16 protein-coding genes are annotated in these 16,014 nt (G+C 36.2%); 9 read left to right on the forward strand and 7 right to left on the reverse strand.

The annotated features are described in order from the left end of the window. The 7 genes from B5440_RS05545 to porX form a co-directional block, all read right to left on the reverse strand. A partial coding sequence (locus B5440_RS05545) for a transposase (RefSeq protein WP_079711075.1) occupies positions 1-270 on the reverse strand: 270 nt, incomplete at its 3' end. 210 nt (positions 271-480) lie between these two features. Continuing rightward, on the reverse strand, positions 481-855 hold the full coding sequence (locus tag B5440_RS05550) for a DUF4258 domain-containing protein (protein ID WP_070055333.1): 375 nt from the start codon (positions 853-855) through the stop codon (positions 481-483). Between the two features lie 37 nt (positions 856-892). After that, on the reverse strand, positions 893-2,092 hold the full coding sequence (locus B5440_RS05555; protein ID WP_070055332.1) for an alanine dehydrogenase: 1,200 nt from the start codon (positions 2,090-2,092) through the stop codon (positions 893-895). Positions 2,093-2,151: 59 nt separating this feature from the next. Continuing rightward, positions 2,152-2,532 (reverse strand): hypothetical protein, encoded by a 381-nt coding sequence (locus tag B5440_RS15700; RefSeq protein WP_233425379.1) that lies wholly within the window; start codon positions 2,530-2,532, stop codon positions 2,152-2,154. Between the two features lie 154 nt (positions 2,533-2,686). Continuing rightward, complete coding sequence (locus B5440_RS15600; protein ID WP_176728222.1) at positions 2,687-2,836, reverse strand: hypothetical protein; 150 nt, start codon at positions 2,834-2,836, stop codon at positions 2,687-2,689. 281 nt (positions 2,837-3,117) lie between these two features. Continuing rightward, positions 3,118-3,522 carry a tRNA (adenosine(37)-N6)-threonylcarbamoyltransferase complex ATPase subunit type 1 TsaE gene (tsaE, locus tag B5440_RS05565; RefSeq protein ID WP_070055330.1) on the reverse strand — a complete coding sequence of 135 codons (405 nt, stop codon included), beginning with the start codon at positions 3,520-3,522 and terminating at the stop codon, positions 3,118-3,120. Positions 3,523-3,605: 83 nt separating this feature from the next. Then, positions 3,606-5,156 (reverse strand): T9SS response regulator signal transducer PorX, encoded by a 1,551-nt coding sequence (porX, locus tag B5440_RS05570; RefSeq protein WP_070055329.1) that lies wholly within the window; start codon positions 5,154-5,156, stop codon positions 3,606-3,608. 189 nt (positions 5,157-5,345) lie between these two features. On the opposite strand from porX, the gene B5440_RS05575 reads away from it, so the two are divergent. From B5440_RS05575 to B5440_RS05615, 9 genes are all read left to right on the forward strand, one after another. After that, positions 5,346-6,575, forward strand: a complete 1,230-nt coding sequence (locus B5440_RS05575; protein WP_070055328.1) for an HD domain-containing protein — start codon at positions 5,346-5,348, stop codon at positions 6,573-6,575. A 24-nt stretch (positions 6,576-6,599) separates the two neighbouring features. Continuing rightward, on the forward strand, positions 6,600-7,628 hold the full coding sequence (gene lpxD / locus B5440_RS05580) for a UDP-3-O-(3-hydroxymyristoyl)glucosamine N-acyltransferase (RefSeq protein WP_070055327.1): 1,029 nt from the start codon (positions 6,600-6,602) through the stop codon (positions 7,626-7,628). After that, entirely contained in the window at positions 7,618-9,018 is a 1,401-nt protein-coding gene (locus B5440_RS05585) for a bifunctional UDP-3-O-[3-hydroxymyristoyl] N-acetylglucosamine deacetylase/3-hydroxyacyl-ACP dehydratase (protein WP_070055326.1), read from the forward strand. The genes lpxD and B5440_RS05585 overlap by 11 nt, the downstream gene beginning before the upstream one ends. Before the next feature lie 5 nt (positions 9,019-9,023). After that, positions 9,024-9,809 carry an acyl-ACP--UDP-N-acetylglucosamine O-acyltransferase gene (gene lpxA, locus B5440_RS05590; protein ID WP_057481823.1) on the forward strand — a complete coding sequence of 262 codons (786 nt, stop codon included), beginning with the start codon at positions 9,024-9,026 and terminating at the stop codon, positions 9,807-9,809. An 11-nt stretch (positions 9,810-9,820) separates the two neighbouring features. Continuing rightward, entirely contained in the window at positions 9,821-10,387 is a 567-nt protein-coding gene (efp, locus tag B5440_RS05595; protein WP_070055325.1) for an elongation factor P, read from the forward strand. Positions 10,388-10,580: 193 nt separating this feature from the next. Beyond that, entirely contained in the window at positions 10,581-11,510 is a 930-nt protein-coding gene (locus B5440_RS05600) for a UDP-3-O-(3-hydroxymyristoyl)glucosamine N-acyltransferase (protein WP_070055324.1), read from the forward strand. Positions 11,511-11,516: 6 nt separating this feature from the next. Beyond that, positions 11,517-11,912, forward strand: a complete 396-nt coding sequence (locus B5440_RS05605; protein WP_070055323.1) for a nuclear transport factor 2 family protein — start codon at positions 11,517-11,519, stop codon at positions 11,910-11,912. Positions 11,913-12,052: 140 nt separating this feature from the next. Next, positions 12,053-12,928 carry a succinate--CoA ligase subunit alpha gene (sucD, locus tag B5440_RS05610; RefSeq protein ID WP_057481827.1) on the forward strand — a complete coding sequence of 292 codons (876 nt, stop codon included), beginning with the start codon at positions 12,053-12,055 and terminating at the stop codon, positions 12,926-12,928. Positions 12,929-13,018: 90 nt separating this feature from the next. Further along, positions 13,019-15,988 (forward strand): M16 family metallopeptidase, encoded by a 2,970-nt coding sequence (locus B5440_RS05615; protein ID WP_070055342.1) that lies wholly within the window; start codon positions 13,019-13,021, stop codon positions 15,986-15,988. Positions 15,989-16,014: the final 26 nt, after the last annotated feature.

The raw sequence follows: 16,014 nt of genomic DNA on the forward strand, positions 1-16,014 counted from the left end.
CGGTTCAAAACTGCTTTGACGATCTTCAGGGGTCTCAATATCAAAGGAACCAAAGCCACTTTTAAGCTTTTTCTTTCCTTTGCCATTACGCTTATTCCCCTTGGCACGCTCATCACTATCCAGATGGGAGTCCATTTCTGCCTGAAGGGCTTTCTCAATTACGTTCTTTAGCATCGGTGCAAAGGCTCCGTCTGCACCAAAAAGGCTTTTGCCTGACATAAACTGGTCAAGCACCTTTTTCTCGAATTCCTGTTGTTCTTTTGTTGTCATAATTCTGTCTGATTGAAATTAATAAATAATTCTATTCAGACAGAGTTTATTTTACACCCTCATAAAAGAAGAGTTTGTCTATTAAGAGGTAACCTTTAGGCAAACTCTTTTTAATCCCTTCAGAGGGTTTAATTCCTCGCGGTTTGCCTCGAAAGTTCAAAATTTTTTATCCAATTCATACTTCGTGAGCTTGCCCCGAGGTACTTGATTTTAATCTTTTAAAATTGCTTTCTGAATAGTCGCTGTGCTATCGCAATTTTCTATTTGAAGTTCAAGGATTGCTGAATTTACTTCGTTTGTAACCAGGTAAATATTACAAGGCTCTGCATCGGTATTGCTTCGGCTAAAATCTACATCACCATGTTCCAGGCTTTGAGAAACTAATGCTGTGTCTAATTTATTATTCTCAAAAAAGCTAAAAGCTTCCGCAGAAAACTTGCGCTCTTTTATTTTTATATTCTTTAAAACCCGGGCTTCGGGAGAATAATCGCAGGACGTTTTCTTTCCGCCTAAAAAAAACATTAAAAGCATTATTCCGAAGAATAGTCCAACGGAGAAATATCCAATTCTATGAATTAATTTCATTTAAAATATTTTGAAGAAGCACTGGTGGTTAATAATCTTAAAAAATAAGTAGATTGATGTCCCTATAAGAAAGATCGAACCAGTCGGCTATAGATTTATTGGTTAAAATTCCGTGGTAAAAGTACAAACCATTTCGTAAACCTTTATCAAAACGCAGTGTGTTTTCCAGGCCACCTTCTTCAGCGATATGTAAAAGATAAGGTGTGAAAATGTTACTTATTGAAAGTGAAGAGGTTCTCGCATAGCGCGAAGGAATATTTGGCACACAATAGTGTAACACATTGTGTTTGGTGAAAATAGGTTTATCGTGTGTAGTGATCTCGCTGGTTTCTATACAGCCACCCATATCTATGCTCACATCTATAATTACGGCGCCACGTTTCATACTGCTCACCATATCATCGGTAATAAGCACTGGTGAACGGTTTTTACCGCGAACAGCACCTATTAAAACATCACAGCGTTTTATAGCTTTAGTGAGGTTTTTAGGCTGAATTGTAGAAGTATAAAAGGTTTGATTTAGATTGGTCTGAATATTTCTGAGTCGGGTAAGTGAGCTGTCAAAAACCTTAATGCTTGCACCGAGTCCTAAGGCAGACCTGGCAGCAAACTCACCAACGGTTCCAGCGCCGAGAATAACAACTTCTACGGGCGGAACACCACTAATATTCCCAAACATTAAGCCGTTACCGTTTACATTGTTGCTCATAATTTCTGAAGCAATTAAAACGGAAGCGGTACCAGCAATCTCGCTTAGCGCACGTACAATGGGATAACTCCCATCATCATCCCTAATAAATTCAAAGCCAAGCGCAGTAATTCTTTTTGTAGCTAATTTCTGAAAATATTCTTTGCATTGCGTTTTAAGCTGAAGCGCAGAAATTAAAATTGTTTGCGGATTGATTAGGTCTAATTCTTCAATAGAAGGTGGTTCAATCTTAAGAATGGTAGGGCAGGAGAAGACTTTTTTGGTGTCTTTTGTAATTTCGGCTCCAGCGTTGGAATAATCCTTATCGCTAAATCTTGCCCATTTTCCGGCTCCAGATTCTATCATTACCCTATGGCCGTGAGCGGTTATCGCTGCAACTGCATCGGGACTTAAACATATGCGTTTTTCCTGGTAAGAGGTTTCTTTGGGAACTCCAATAAATAACTGTCCCTTGTTTTTATAGATTTCCAGGGTTTCTTCCTGCGGAATTAATTGTTCTTTGGTAAAAGGCGAGACCTGTTTGCCCATAGTTAACTGCTAAAACTTTAAAATATGGAAATTACGACTATTTTTAAAAATAGCATTAATTAAAGTTGCGTATAGTAATCTTCCTGTGCAGGTTCCCAATATTGTTCTTCTTCCTGAAAAGATTTTACTTCACGACGATCGGTTTCGGAAATAGGAGAAAAGACAGAGACATCGGTTTCATCGATCTCACTAAGATCAATACCGTAAATTCGATCAAAGATTTTCACACGAATTAGATATACAATTGAGAGAATAACAATAAAAAAGGGAGCAAGATAGATAAGTTGATTGGTGTCCATCATAATATTTGAATCAGTATAAGCATCTTCGTAAAAAGCTGTTACAAGTTGAAAACCATACATTATTACTGGAACCAAAATTACATGATACCACCAATGTTTACAGGTGAAAAACCAAATAGAAAGTAATAAAAGCGGCACAATTTTGCCTAGATAGGTCCAGGCTGCCGTCAGGACGTTCTCATAATATTTACTTTCATATGTAAAAAAAGAATTTTCCCAAACGGGACTGCTTGGGAAAATTTCATATAAATAGAATAAATAAGGTGAAAAGGCTATTATAAGACCTATAATACTACCCGTGAGTAGGAACTTTGATCGTTCTCCTATCCACTGCTTGTTCTTTGATTGGCTCATTATTATTGTTATCGTTATCTGAAGATGAAGTTACAAAAAAACTTGCTCCAAAAATTGCTGCTGTAAAAAGTATTGCTTTAAGTTTCATAATATTGAGGTTTTATATTGTTATTTCGTTTTGTTTACTGAAGCAAACCTAGGAAATTATAAAACACTAAAAATTAATACATTAATCGTACTTTTGCGCCTTTTTTTAAGCAAAAAAATCAGGATATTTCAAGAAAAAATATTTTATACTAATAAAAAATAAATATCTATAATGGGCAATAATTTTATTTTTGCCCTAATTTCAATTTTCAACTATAATGTAATCGCAGTTTGTTGCTAACACCACTTTTTCTGTTGCTTTAAGATAATATTTAGATTTAATTAACATAACTTTAACAGTCTTCTTTTTTCGTCTTTTACAGAAATATTCACTTTTTGGAATTCATGTTCAAGAAAACTACTAATATTTTGCGGCCATTCAATAAAAATCCAATTATTGGAGTTTAAATATTCTTCAATACCTATATCTAAAGCTTCATTTTCGTCTTCGAGCCTATAGAAATCAAAGTGATAAATATTTTCGTGGGGGGTGTGATATTCGTTAACTAACGAAAAAGTAGGACTGGCAACTTTATCTTCGCTTTTTAAAGCTTTTACCAGAGATTTTATTAGGGTGGTTTTACCTGCACCCATTTCACCATAAAAAAGTAAGACCTTACTTTTTGTATGTTTTAATATATAATCAACAGCCTCATCAATTTGGGCTAAATTGTAGGTGATAGACATTAATAAAATAGATTTTTGGCATAACAAAGATAGGGAATAAATTAATACTCCCTATATTTTGCTAGAAATCAGGGATTAATCCCCTATTTTGGATTCATAACTACAAATGGAATAATCATCTCTTCTAAAGAAACTCCGCCGTGTTGATAGGTGTTTCTGTAATAACTTACATAATGATTGTAATTATTTGGGTAGGCGAAGAAAAGGTCACCTTTGGCAAATATAAAAGAGCTGCTCATGTTTATGCTTGGTAAATGGATACTCTTAGGATCTGGAGCGGCCAGGACATCTTTTTCTTCATAAGTAAGACTTTTACCTGTTTTATACCTTAAGTTTAAACTGGTGTTTTTATCCCCAATAACTTTAGATGGGTTTTTGGCATTTATAGTGCCGTGGTCTGTGGTGATTATTAATTTGAACCCAAGTTGTCTTGCCTGTTGAATAATATCCAGTAATGGGGAATTTTTGAACCAACTATGTGTTAAAGATCTATACGACTTATCATTAGACGCCAACTCTTTTATAACTTCCATTTCTGTCTTGGAGTGGGAGAGCATATCCACAAAATTATAAACCACAACGGTAAGGTCGTTATCTTTTTGCGTTTTAAAGTTTTCAGCAAGTTTCTTTCCGGCTTTTAAACTCGTGATTTTATGATATTCGTGTTTGTAAGTTTTTCCCAGTCTTTTTAGTTGTTCATTTAAGAACTCTGCCTCGTGGTTATTTTTTCCACCTTCATCGGTATCGTTTTTCCAATACTGCGGAAATCTTTTTTCCATATCAGAAGGCATTAAACCCGAAAACATCGCATTACGAGCATATTGTGTTGCTGTGGGTAAAATGCTGTAATAAGGTTCTTCCTTTTCTTTTTTATAATAATTTGAAATCACCGGTTCTAAGGCTTTCCACTGGTCGTATCTTAAGTTGTCTACCACTACAAGTAAAGTAGGCTGATCTTTAGTGATTTCAGGAATTACTTTTTCCTTAAAGATAGTGTGCGACATAATTGGCGCATCAGCATCTTTTTCAAACCAGGAAGGATAATTTTTGTCTATAAATTTACAAAACTGGGTATTGGCTTCATTTTTCTGAGATTCCAGAATTTCAAACATTCCACTGTCTTCCAGACCTTCGAGTTGAAGTTCCCAGTAAATTAATTTTTGATAAAGTTCGGCCCATTCTTCAAAAGTATTTACCTGGCTTAAATCCATCGCGATCTTCCTGAATTCCTGCTGGTAGTTAGAAGTTGTTTTTTCAGAAATAAGTCGGGAGTGATCCAGGTTCTTTTTAATACTGAGAAGAATCTGGTTTGGGTTCACCGGTTTAATAAGGTAATCGGCTATTTTAGAACCAATAGCCTCTTCCATAATATACTCTTCCTCACTTTTGGTAATCATTACAACAGGAAGATTCTCTCTTTTCTCTTTAATTTCAGCAAGGGTTTCCAGACCGGTAAGTCCCGGCATATTTTCGTCAAGAAATACTATATCAAAACTTTCTTCTTCAATTTGTTCTAATGCTTCAGTCCCACTTTGGCTGGTAACCACTTCGTAATCCTTAGATTCCAGAAACAAAATATGCGGTTTCAGTAAATCTATTTCATCATCTACCCAAAGTATTTTTATCTTATTCATATCTTATATTTTTTACTCGATAATCGAGATTGCTGCTTTATGATTTTTCGGCCTTTAAATAGTCGGTTTTTAATTATTGATTTCTTCTTAAGTTATTAGAAAAACCCTGTTTTTTATAACTTAATTACTGTTTTTTAGCTTCCAAAGTCTATATATGTATCTTTGTTCTAAATTAATACGTTACAAAGCTTGACTTCAACTAATAAACTTAAAATACTAAACGATCCAATTTACGGATTTATTACCATCCCGAGTGAGCGAATCTTCAGTATTATTGAGCATCCTTACTTTCAGCGCTTACGCAGAATTTCACAAATGGGAATGTCTTATTTGGTCTATCCCGGCGCCCATCATACCCGTTTTCATCACGCCATAGGTTGTGTACATTTAATGCAAAAAGCAGTGCAGATACTTCGGCATAAAGGGGTTATGATTTCAGAGGCCGAAGAAGAAGCGCTACAAATTGCAATTTTGCTCCACGATATTGGGCACGGCCCGTTCTCCCATGCTATGGAACACAGCATTGTAGAAGGCGTTGATCACGAAAGTATTTCATTGCTATTTATGGAGGAAATGAATCGCGACTTTAACCAAAGTTTAACGCTGGCACTTCAGATTTTCCGCGGAACTTATGATCGCAGATTTCTAAACCAGTTAATCTCGAGCCAGCTTGATATGGATCGGCTTGATTATTTAAAGCGAGATAGTTTTTATACCGGTGCCGCTGAAGGAAACATTAATAGTGAACGCCTTATCACGATGCTAAATGTGGTTAATGATGATTTGGTGATTGAGGAAAAAGGAATTTATTCGGTAGAAAAATTCTTAGTCGCCAGAAGGTTGATGTACTGGCAGGTGTATTTGCATAAAACCAGTTTGGTAGCAGAACAACTTTTAATTAGAGTTTTAAAACGCGCCAAAGAACTTATTGAAAAAGGTGAAAAATTGAATGCTAGCAAATCGCTTTCGTATTTTCTGTATAATAAAATAGGTGCGGAGAATTTTACTTCGGAAACTCTATCGGTTTTTGCCCGGCTAGATGATTATGATATTGTCTCGGCAATGAAAGAGTGGCAGGATCATGAAGATTTTGTGTTGAGTAATTTGTGTAAAATGATCATTAACCGGGATCTTTTAAAGGTAAAGATCAAAAAGAAAAAACCATCTGCCGAAAAACTCGAAAAACGCCGAAAAGCGCTTCAGGAAAAACAAAATATTTCAGCAGAAGAAGCAGATTACTTTGTGTTTAGCGGGGAAGTAACCAACACTGCTTATAAAAGTGAAAACAATAATATCAACATACTGCATAAGAACGGGAAGATTAGTGATGTAGCCAAAGCATCAGACCAATTGAATTTAAAAGCGCTTTCAAAAACCGTGGTTAAGTATTATATGTGCTACCCGAAGGCCAAACATTAACGCTTTTTTTTTACTTTTGCCAGAATGAAATTTACAGCAGCACAAATAGCAGAGATTCTCGACGGAGAGATTGAAGGTAATCCTGAGGTCGAAGTATCTGAATTAGCTAAAATCGAAGAAGGAGGGGAAGGTTCTCTAACCTTTCTAAGCAATCCTAAGTATACTTCTTATTTATATTCCACTCAGGCTTCTATCGCTATAGTTAATAGTGATTTTAAAGCCGAAGAACCTATAACCACAACTCTTATTAAGGTAAAAGATGCATACAAAGCATTTTCCAGGCTTCTTGAATATTACAATCAAATAAAGTTAAATAAGCAGGGAATTGAACAGCCCAGTTTTGTTTCAGATTCAGCAGAATTCGGGGAAAATCTTTATCTAGGTGCTTTCGCTTATATTGGGGACAATGTAAAAATTGGAGATAATGTGAAAATTTATCCCAACGTATACATTGGAGATAATGTAAAGATCGCGAACGATGTTATCATTTTTCCCGGGGTAAAAGTCTATTCAGAAACAATTATCGGGAATAATTGCGTTTTACATAGTGGCGCAATTGTGGGGGCCGATGGGTTTGGTTTTAGCCCGGATGAAACCGGTAAATATTCTAAAGTTCCGCAAATAGGGAACGTTATTATTGAGGATAATGTAGATATTGGGGCCGGTACTACCATAGATCGCGCTACCTTAGGTTCTACGATAATAAGAGAAGGAGTAAAGCTGGATAACCAGATCCAGATTGCCCATAATGTTGAAATAGGATCAAACACCGCCATTGCCGCCCAAACTGGAGTAGCAGGTTCTACCAAAATTGGTAAAAATTGTTTAATTGGTGGCCAGGCTGGTATTGCAGGACACTTGCAAATAGGAGACAGGGTTAAAATTCAAGCCCAGTCTGGTATTGGCAGAAATGTAAAAGATGATGAAATGCTGCAGGGTTCTCCCGCATTCGGTTATGGAGATTTTAATAAATCTTATGTTCATTTTAAAAACTTACCTAAAACCATAGATACACTTAACCAATTAGAAAAAAAGATTAAGAATGGCATATAAACAGGCGAAACAACATACCATAGATAGAGAGATTTCTCTTGAAGGCGTTGGGCTGCATACTGGTCAAAAAGTAAAAATGACTTTTAAACCTGCTCTAGAAAATACCGGTTATGTTTTTAAAAGAATGGATCTTGAGGGAGCACCGCAGATTGAAGCAGATATAAGTTATGTGGTAAATACCCAAAGAGGAACTAACCTGGAAAAAAATGGGGTAAAAATTCAAACTTCAGAACATGTTCTTGCAGCTTGTGTTGGGTTGGATATAGATAATATTGTAATTGAACTCGATGCCTCTGAACCACCAATTATGGATGGTTCTTCAAAATTCTTTGTAGAAGCATTGGAGAAAGCTGGAGTAGTGGCTCAGGAAGCCGAAAGAGAAGAATTTGTTGTAGATCAGGTAATTTCTTACCACGATGAAGACAGTGGTAGCGAAATTATAGTAATGCCAGCCGATGAGTACCAGGTAACCGCTATGGTAGATTTTGGTACCCAGGTTTTAGGGACACAAAATGCTTCTATTTCCCACTTATCAGAATTTAAGGATGAAATTGCCAATGCGAGAACATTTAGTTTTTTGCATGAGCTGGAAGCGCTTCTTGATCATGGCTTAATAAAAGGTGGCGATCTAAATAACGCCATTGTTTACGTAGATAAAGAGATAAACGAAGATACTTTGAAGAAACTTCGAAAGGCTTTTCAACGAGACAATATTGCTGTTAAGCAAAATGGAATTCTGGACAATTTAACCTTGCATTATCCAAATGAAGCGGCAAGACATAAACTTTTAGATGTTCTAGGAGATCTTGCACTTATAGGAACCCGTATTCGAGGAAAAGTAATTGCAAATAAACCGGGACATTATGTAAACACCGAGTTTGCGAAAAAAATGGCTAAAATTATTAAAGCCGAAAAAAGGAATAATGTTCCAAAAATAGATCTGGACCAGAAACCTATGATGGATGTGAACGATATTATGGATATTTTACCCCATCGTTCTCCATTTCTTTTAGTAGACAAGATTTACAGCTGCACCGATAGTTGTGTGATTGGAATGAAAAATGTCACTATGAATGAGCCTTTCTTTGTGGGACATTTCCCGGGAAAACCGGTAATGCCTGGTGTACTTCAAGTAGAAGCAATGGCTCAAACCGGAGGTATTCTTGCACTGAAATCTGTTCCAGATCCAGAAAATTATCTTACCTATTTTATGAAAATAGATAATGTAAGATTTAAACAACAGGTAGTACCTGGAGACACTTTAATATTCAAATTAGAATTACTTGCGCCTATTCGCCGCGGTATTTGCCAAATGCAAGGTTATGCCTATGTGAATGGAAAATTAGCTACCGAGGCTGTACTTATGGCGCAAATTGTAAAATCAAAATAAATTATATGAACCAGCCTTTAGCTTACGTCCATCCCGGAGCCAAAATTGCTAAGAATGTAGTAATAGAACCTTTCACCACAATTCATAATAACGTGGTAATAGGCGAGGGAACCTGGATAGGATCTAACGTAACTATAATGGAAGGTGCCCGAATTGGAAAGAATTGCAGTATTTTTCCGGGAGCCGTTATTTCTGCTATTCCGCAGGATAAAAAATTTGACGACGAAGATACTATTACGGTAATTGGAGATAATACTACTATTCGAGAATGTGTAACCATTAATAGGGGAACCACAGACCGAATGAAAACCGTGATCGGGAAAAATTGCTGGATTATGGCTTATTGCCATATAGCACATGATTGTATTGTAGGAGATAATTGTATCTTTTCTAACAATAGTACTCTAGCCGGTCATATAAATGTTGGAGATTACGTGATTCTTGCAGGAATGGCGGCAATTCAGCAGTTTTGTAGTATTGGTAGACATGCCTTTGTTACTGGCGGCTCGTTGGTTAGAAAAGATGTGCCACCCTTTGTAAAAGCAGGAAGAGAACCGCTTTCTTATGTTGGTATTAATTCTATTGGCTTACGCCGAAGAGGATTTACAACCGAAAAAATTCGTGAGATACAGGATATTTATAGAATTCTGTATCAGAAAAACTATAATAACACCCAGGCTGTTGCTATTATTGAAGCTGAAATGCAGGCAACCGCAGAAAGGGACGAAATATTAGAATTCATTAAAAACTCGCAACGAGGTATCATGAAAGGATACTTTAGTTCAAATTAAAACTGATTCAAATGGCAAGTACAAGTGATATTAGAAACGGATTGTGTATTCGTTACAACCACGATATTTATAAGATAACCGAATTTTTGCACGTAAAACCTGGAAAAGGTCCTGCTTTTGTGCGTACCAAGCTTAAAAGTGTAACTACCGGAAAAGTTGTAGAAAATACTTTTTCAGCGGGGCATAAAATTGAAGATGTTCGTGTAGAGACTCATAAATTTCAATATTTATATAATGATGGTGAATTTTATCATTTTATGAATGTTGAAGACTATACCCAAATTCGTCTTGTAGAACAAGCTTTAGATCAGCCAAAACTATTAAAAGAAGGCGAAGTGGTAACAGTTATAATCAATACCGAAGATAACGCGCCTCTTTCCGTAGAAATGCCTGCTAGTGTGGTGCTGGAAGTAACACACACCGAACCGGGAGTGAAAGGTAATACAGCTACAAACGCCACAAAACCGGCAACCGTTGAAACCGGCGCAGAAGTAAATGTTCCATTATTTATTAATGAGGGCGACAAAATAAAAGTTGAAACCGAAAAAGGTACTTATAAAGAAAGAATTAAAGAATAATTCTTTCAGAAATAAAGGATTGCAAATTCACAAGATCGTCATCCTGTCCCGAAGTTTCGGGATATTTCAGGATCTAGGACAATAAAAATTAATTTTATGTTAGAATCCCGAAGCAAATTCGGGATAAAGTCTGAAACAAGTTTAGCTTGACGTTAAAGGATTTTTTATTTTTTCTATATTAACATTCATCAATATGAAATTTCCACAGGAACATACGCTGCAACAAATAGCCACTATTATAGATGCTCAATATATTGGTGATGCCAATTTTCCCGTAAAAGGGATGAATGAAATTCACGTGGTAACACCGGGCGATATTGTTTTTGTAGATCATCCAAAATATTACGATAAAGCTTTAAATTCTGCTGCTACCGTAATTTTGATCAATAAAAAAGTAGATTGTCCTGAGGGTAAAGCTTTGCTGATTTCAGAAGATCCTTTTTCAGACTTTAATAAGCTTACCCAATATTTTAAACCCTTTCAGAAATCGGATAAATCTATTTCAGATTCAGCTCAAATAGGAGAGGGTACGCATATTCAACCAAATACTTTTATTGGAAATAATGTGAAAATTGGTAGTAATTGCCTAATTCACTCCAATGTAAGTATATATGATAATGCGGTTATAGGAAATAACGTCATTATTCATTCCGGAAGTGTTCTAGGTGGTGATGCTTTTTATTATAAAACCAGGCCAGAAGGTTTTGACAAACTAAGATCCGGTGGCCGTGTTGTTATAGAAGACAATGTTGAAATTGGTGCTAATTGCACTATAGATAAAGGCGTAACCGGAGATACTACCATAAAAGAAGGGACTAAACTGGATAATTTAATCCAGGTTGGTCACGATACCGTTATTGGTAGAAGATGTCTTATTGCCAGCCAGGTAGGAATTGCCGGTGCTGTAACTATTGAAGATGAAGTAACTGTTTGGGGCCAGGTTGGGATGCGCAGCGGAATTACCGTAGAAAAAGGAGGAATTCTTATGGGCCAGGCTGGAATCACTAAATCTACCAAGGCTAATAAAATATACACAGGGAATCCTGCAATGGAATCCAGAGCTAAATTAAAAGAGTTGGCACTTTTAAGGCAATTACCTAAATTGCTGGAAAAATTAAAATAAAAAACTATGGGCATAAAAAGTAAAGGGATTGTTGAGAATTTTTATACCTCGCTATTTAAGGGGGAAGAAGGAGTATTAGACAATTACTTACATCCCAATGTAAATCTTACCTGGTACGGTACCACCGGACTTAAAAAGCTTGATTTCAATGAGATACTGAATCTTAGAGATGATATGGCAAAAAACTTTGAGTCTTTGAAAGCCGAGATTGAAAAGGTCGTAGAAGAAGACCATCAAATCGCTATCCAGTTTACTTACCACGTAAAAACTATAGAAAATCCCGATGAAGAAATGCCACTTGCCCATTTCATGGCTATCTGGGAATTAAAAGACAATAAGCTTTTTAGGGGTGTCCAAATCTCACAACTTGGAGAAGAGGTAGACGAAAGTCCTTGGTCTTAAATATTTAGCTTTCTCAAATAATATAGTTTTAGGCTAAAACTTTAGTTCAATTTTAAGACTAAAAGCCTAATAAACATTCAAAAAACTTTAGGTTTTATTTTTAAAAACCTACTTTTGTAATCGCAAAAATCAAAAAATTTATGAGCGTTTTAGTCAATAAAAATTCAAAAATAATAGTTCAGGGATTTACCGGTAGCGAAGGCACTTTTCACGCTGAACAAATGATAGAATACGGAACCAACGTTGTTGGAGGTGTAACTCCGGGTAAAGGAGGTCAAAAACACCTTAACAAGCCGGTTTTTAATACTGTATCTGATGCTGTTGAAAAAACAGGAGCAGATGTTTCTATAATCTTTGTACCACCGGCTTTTGCTGCAGATGCAATTATGGAAGCTGCAGATGCTGGGATTAAAGTAATTATTACAATTACTGAAGGTATTCCAGTTGCAGATATGGTAAAAGCTTACGATTATATTCAGGATAGAGATTGCCGTTTGGTAGGTCCTAACTGTCCTGGGGTAATTACTCCTGGAGAAGCGAAAGTTGGTATTATGCCAGGTTTTGTTTTCAAAAAAGGTAAAGTAGGAATTGTATCTAAATCTGGTACTTTAACTTACGAAGCTGCAGATCAGGTTGTAAAACAAGGTCTTGGAATTACTACCGCTATTGGTATTGGTGGAGATCCAATTATTGGAACAACCACAAAAGAAGCCGTAGAATTATTGATGAACGATGATGAAACCGAATGTATCGTTATGATCGGTGAAATTGGAGGTCAATTAGAGGCTGATGCCGCTACATGGATTAAAGAAAACGGAAATAAAAAGCCGGTTGTAGGTTTTATAGCCGGTGAAACTGCACCAGCAGGCCGTACAATGGGTCACGCGGGAGCAATTGTTGGTGGAAGCGAAGATACCGCACAGGCTAAAAAAGCTATTCTAAAAGAAAATGGAATTCACGTTGTAGATTCTCCAGCAGAGATTGGGAAAAAGGTAGCCGAGGTTATGAAAGGCTAAATGTGAAAATCTAAATAAAAATGTAACGTTTTAAGTTCGCTAATGTCTAACATTAGCGAACTTTTTGTTTTTAACCAATTTTTATTTAGTATGAAGAAATTCTATTTTCCTTTATTTGCCTTTTTATTCATTTTCGCTACGGCTTGTAACAATGATAAAAAGGAAGAAAAAGCTTCCGAAAATCACACCGATGATGCGGGCTTTAATTATGTAACTTACGCTAACGATCCCACAGGTTTACGCCTTTATACGCTAGATAATGGCCTTAAGGTTTATTTGAGTAAAAACGAGGAGGAACCAAAAATACAAACCCTTATTGCGGTTAGGGCTGGTTCAACTTACGATCCTGCAGATAATACCGGTCTTGCTCATTATTTAGAGCATATGGTATTTAAAGGTACCAGCGAAATTGGCACCCAGGATTGGGAAAAGGAGCAGGTACTTTTAAAAGAAATTTCAAATCTTTACGAAGAGCACAAAAGTACTGCAGATGCAGAGAAAAAGAAAAAGATCTACAGAAAAATAGATTCGGTTTCTCAAGAAGCTTCTAAACTATCTATTGCTAACGAATACGATAAAATGGTTAGCTCTCTTGGTTCTGAAGGTACAAACGCTTTCACTTCCAGTGAACAAACCGTATATGTAAATAAAATACCTTCTAATGAGCTTGATAGATGGCTAACGGTAGAAAGCGAACGCTTTAGTGAATTGGTTTTGAGATTATTCCATACTGAATTAGAGGCTGTTTACGAAGAATTTAACCGGGGCCAGGATAGTGATGGGCGCAAGCAGTACCAGGCAGTTATAGAAGGCCTTTATCCAAATCATCCTTATGGAACTCAAACTACCATAGGAGAGTCAGATCATTTAAAGAATCCTTCTATGGAGGCAATTCACGACTATTTTAATAAATATTATGTGCCAAATAATATGGCGGTTATCCTATCTGGAGATCTGGATTTTGATACGACTATTCAAAAAGTGAGTGATGCTTTTGGAAGTTATGAGCAAAAAGAAGTAAACCACCCTTCTTTTTCGGAGGCCGAACCAATTACCGCACCTATAAAGAAAGAGGTTTTTGGACCAACTTCAGAATCTGTTTATCTAGCTTATAGAACAAATGGTGCTGGTAGTGAAGATCAAAAAAAGGTAGTCTTAATAGATTATATTTTAGCAAATTCACAGGCAGGTTTAATAGATTTAAACCTTAATCAGCAGCAAAAAGTACAACGTGCATATTCGATTGCAAATTTTGATAACGATTATGGTTTCCATTTGCTGTCGGGAACGCCAAAAGAAGGCCAGTCCTTAGAGGAAGTAAAAGATTTATTGATTGGAGAAGTAGAAAAGATTAAAAGTGGAGATTTTGAAGACTGGCTTATTGAAGCGGTTATAAACGATCTTAAATTATCTAATATTCGTCAATACGAAAATGCATCGGCAGTAGCTTATGCACATTTAGATGCGTTTATTCATTTTCAGGAATGGGAAGAAAACTTAAAATTTCTTGACGAGCTTGCTACTATTTCAAAACAGGAATTAGTAGATTTTGCTAATAATCATTATAAAGATAATTATGTTGCTGTTTACAAGCGTAAAGGGGAAGACCCAAATATTGCTAAAGTTGAAAATCCAGGAATTACCCCTATTCAGCTAAACAGAGATAAAGAATCAGATTTTATAGCAGAATTCAATAAAACCGAATCTCCAGAGCTACAGCCGCAATTTGTAGATTACAAGAAAGCAATTAAAGAATCTGAAACAGAAAGTGGACTTCCGGTTTCTTATATTTTAAATGAAACTAACGATTTATTCAATCTCTATTTTATTTTCGATATGGGACAGGATAACGATAAGGAATTATCGTTGGCAGCTGGATATCTTGATTATTTGGGAACAGATAAATATTCTCCCGAAGAGGTGAAGCAGGAATTCTATAAATTGGGGATTAACTATTTTGTAAACTCTGGAACCGATAGAACTTATGTTGGTTTAAGCGGATTAAAAGAAAACCTGCCAGAAGGTATGAAGCTTTTAAATCATCTTTGGGAGAATGCAACAGTAAACGAAGAAGCTTACGCCAAATACGTAGACCAAATACTTAAGGAACGCCAGGATGGTAAAACCCAAAAGGGAAATATTCTTTTTAACGGCTTGATGAATTACGGTAAATATGGAGAAGATTCACGTTTAAGAAATGTATATACCGCCTCAGAACTTCAGGAAAAAGATCCTGCAGATTTGGTGCAGAAGTTAAAAGATTTACGTAATTATAAGCAACGTATTTTTTACTACGGAAAAGATGTAGAAAACGTGGTTGCTACTTTAGATGAAAATTACAAAGTTCAATCTGATTTAAAAGAATATCCAGAAGCTAAGACTTATTCCGAAAAAGAAACCGGGGGCAATGTTTACTTTGTAGATTACGATATGGTGCAAAGTGAAATGTTGTTCTTAGCAAAAGGTGAAGATTTTGATGCAGAAAATATGGCTGCTACTTCATTGTTCAATACTTACTTTGGTAGCGGACTTTCTTCTATAGTTTTCCAGGAAATTAGAGAGTCTAAATCCCTGGCTTATTCGGCTTATTCGAGCTATCAAATGGCTTCAGAGGCTGATAAACCAAATTATGTGATGGCTTATATTGGTACCCAGGCTAATAAAATGCCACAGGCCGTAGATGCTATGATGGAGTTAATGACCAACATGCCGGAAGCCGAAGAGCAATTTCAGGCAGCTAAGGAGGCCACTCTTAAAAAGATTGCTGCCGAGCGTATTACCAAAACTTCAATTTTCTGGAGTTACGAGTCTTTAAAGAAAAGAGGCCTGGATAATGATATGCGCAAAGAGATGTATGAAACTATTCAGGATATGAGCCTGGCTGATTTAAAGAAATTCTTTAATGAAAATATTAAAGGTCAGAATTATAATGTTTTGGTTATCGGTGATAAAGAAGAAGTAAATATTGATGCCCTGTCGAAACTGGGCGAAGTTCAGGAAATGGATATTGATTTCTTATTTAATTATGAAAAACAAGTGCCTGCTACAGTACAAATGTAAGCGTCATAGATAAATAAAAACCTCCT

It is taken from the genome of Salegentibacter salarius, from assembly GCF_900168265.1.
Taxonomy (GTDB): domain Bacteria; phylum Bacteroidota; class Bacteroidia; order Flavobacteriales; family Flavobacteriaceae; genus Salegentibacter; species Salegentibacter salarius.

Bases quoted from the DNA above. Each gene is read 5' to 3' on its own strand.
- sucD (WP_057481827.1), top strand. From the start codon at position 12,053: ATGAGCGTTTTAGTCAATAAAAATTCAAAAATAATAGTTCAGGGATTT.
- B5440_RS05550 (WP_070055333.1), bottom strand. From the start codon at position 855: ATGAAATTAATTCATAGAATTGGATATTTCTCCGTTGGACTATTCTTC.
- B5440_RS05605 (WP_070055323.1), top strand. From the start codon at position 11,517: ATGGGCATAAAAAGTAAAGGGATTGTTGAGAATTTTTATACCTCGCTA.
- B5440_RS15600 (WP_176728222.1), bottom strand. From the start codon at position 2,836: ATGAAACTTAAAGCAATACTTTTTACAGCAGCAATTTTTGGAGCAAGT.
- lpxA (WP_057481823.1), top strand. From the start codon at position 9,024: ATGAACCAGCCTTTAGCTTACGTCCATCCCGGAGCCAAAATTGCTAAG.
- B5440_RS05600 (WP_070055324.1), top strand. From the start codon at position 10,581: ATGAAATTTCCACAGGAACATACGCTGCAACAAATAGCCACTATTATA.
- B5440_RS05585 (WP_070055326.1), top strand. From the start codon at position 7,618: ATGGCATATAAACAGGCGAAACAACATACCATAGATAGAGAGATTTCT.
- B5440_RS05615 (WP_070055342.1), top strand. From the start codon at position 13,019: ATGAAGAAATTCTATTTTCCTTTATTTGCCTTTTTATTCATTTTCGCT.
- tsaE (WP_070055330.1), bottom strand. From the start codon at position 3,522: ATGTCTATCACCTACAATTTAGCCCAAATTGATGAGGCTGTTGATTAT.
- B5440_RS05555 (WP_070055332.1), bottom strand. From the start codon at position 2,092: ATGGGCAAACAGGTCTCGCCTTTTACCAAAGAACAATTAATTCCGCAG.
- efp (WP_070055325.1), top strand. From the start codon at position 9,821: ATGGCAAGTACAAGTGATATTAGAAACGGATTGTGTATTCGTTACAAC.
- lpxD (WP_070055327.1), top strand. From the start codon at position 6,600: ATGAAATTTACAGCAGCACAAATAGCAGAGATTCTCGACGGAGAGATT.
- porX (WP_070055329.1), bottom strand. From the start codon at position 5,156: ATGAATAAGATAAAAATACTTTGGGTAGATGATGAAATAGATTTACTG.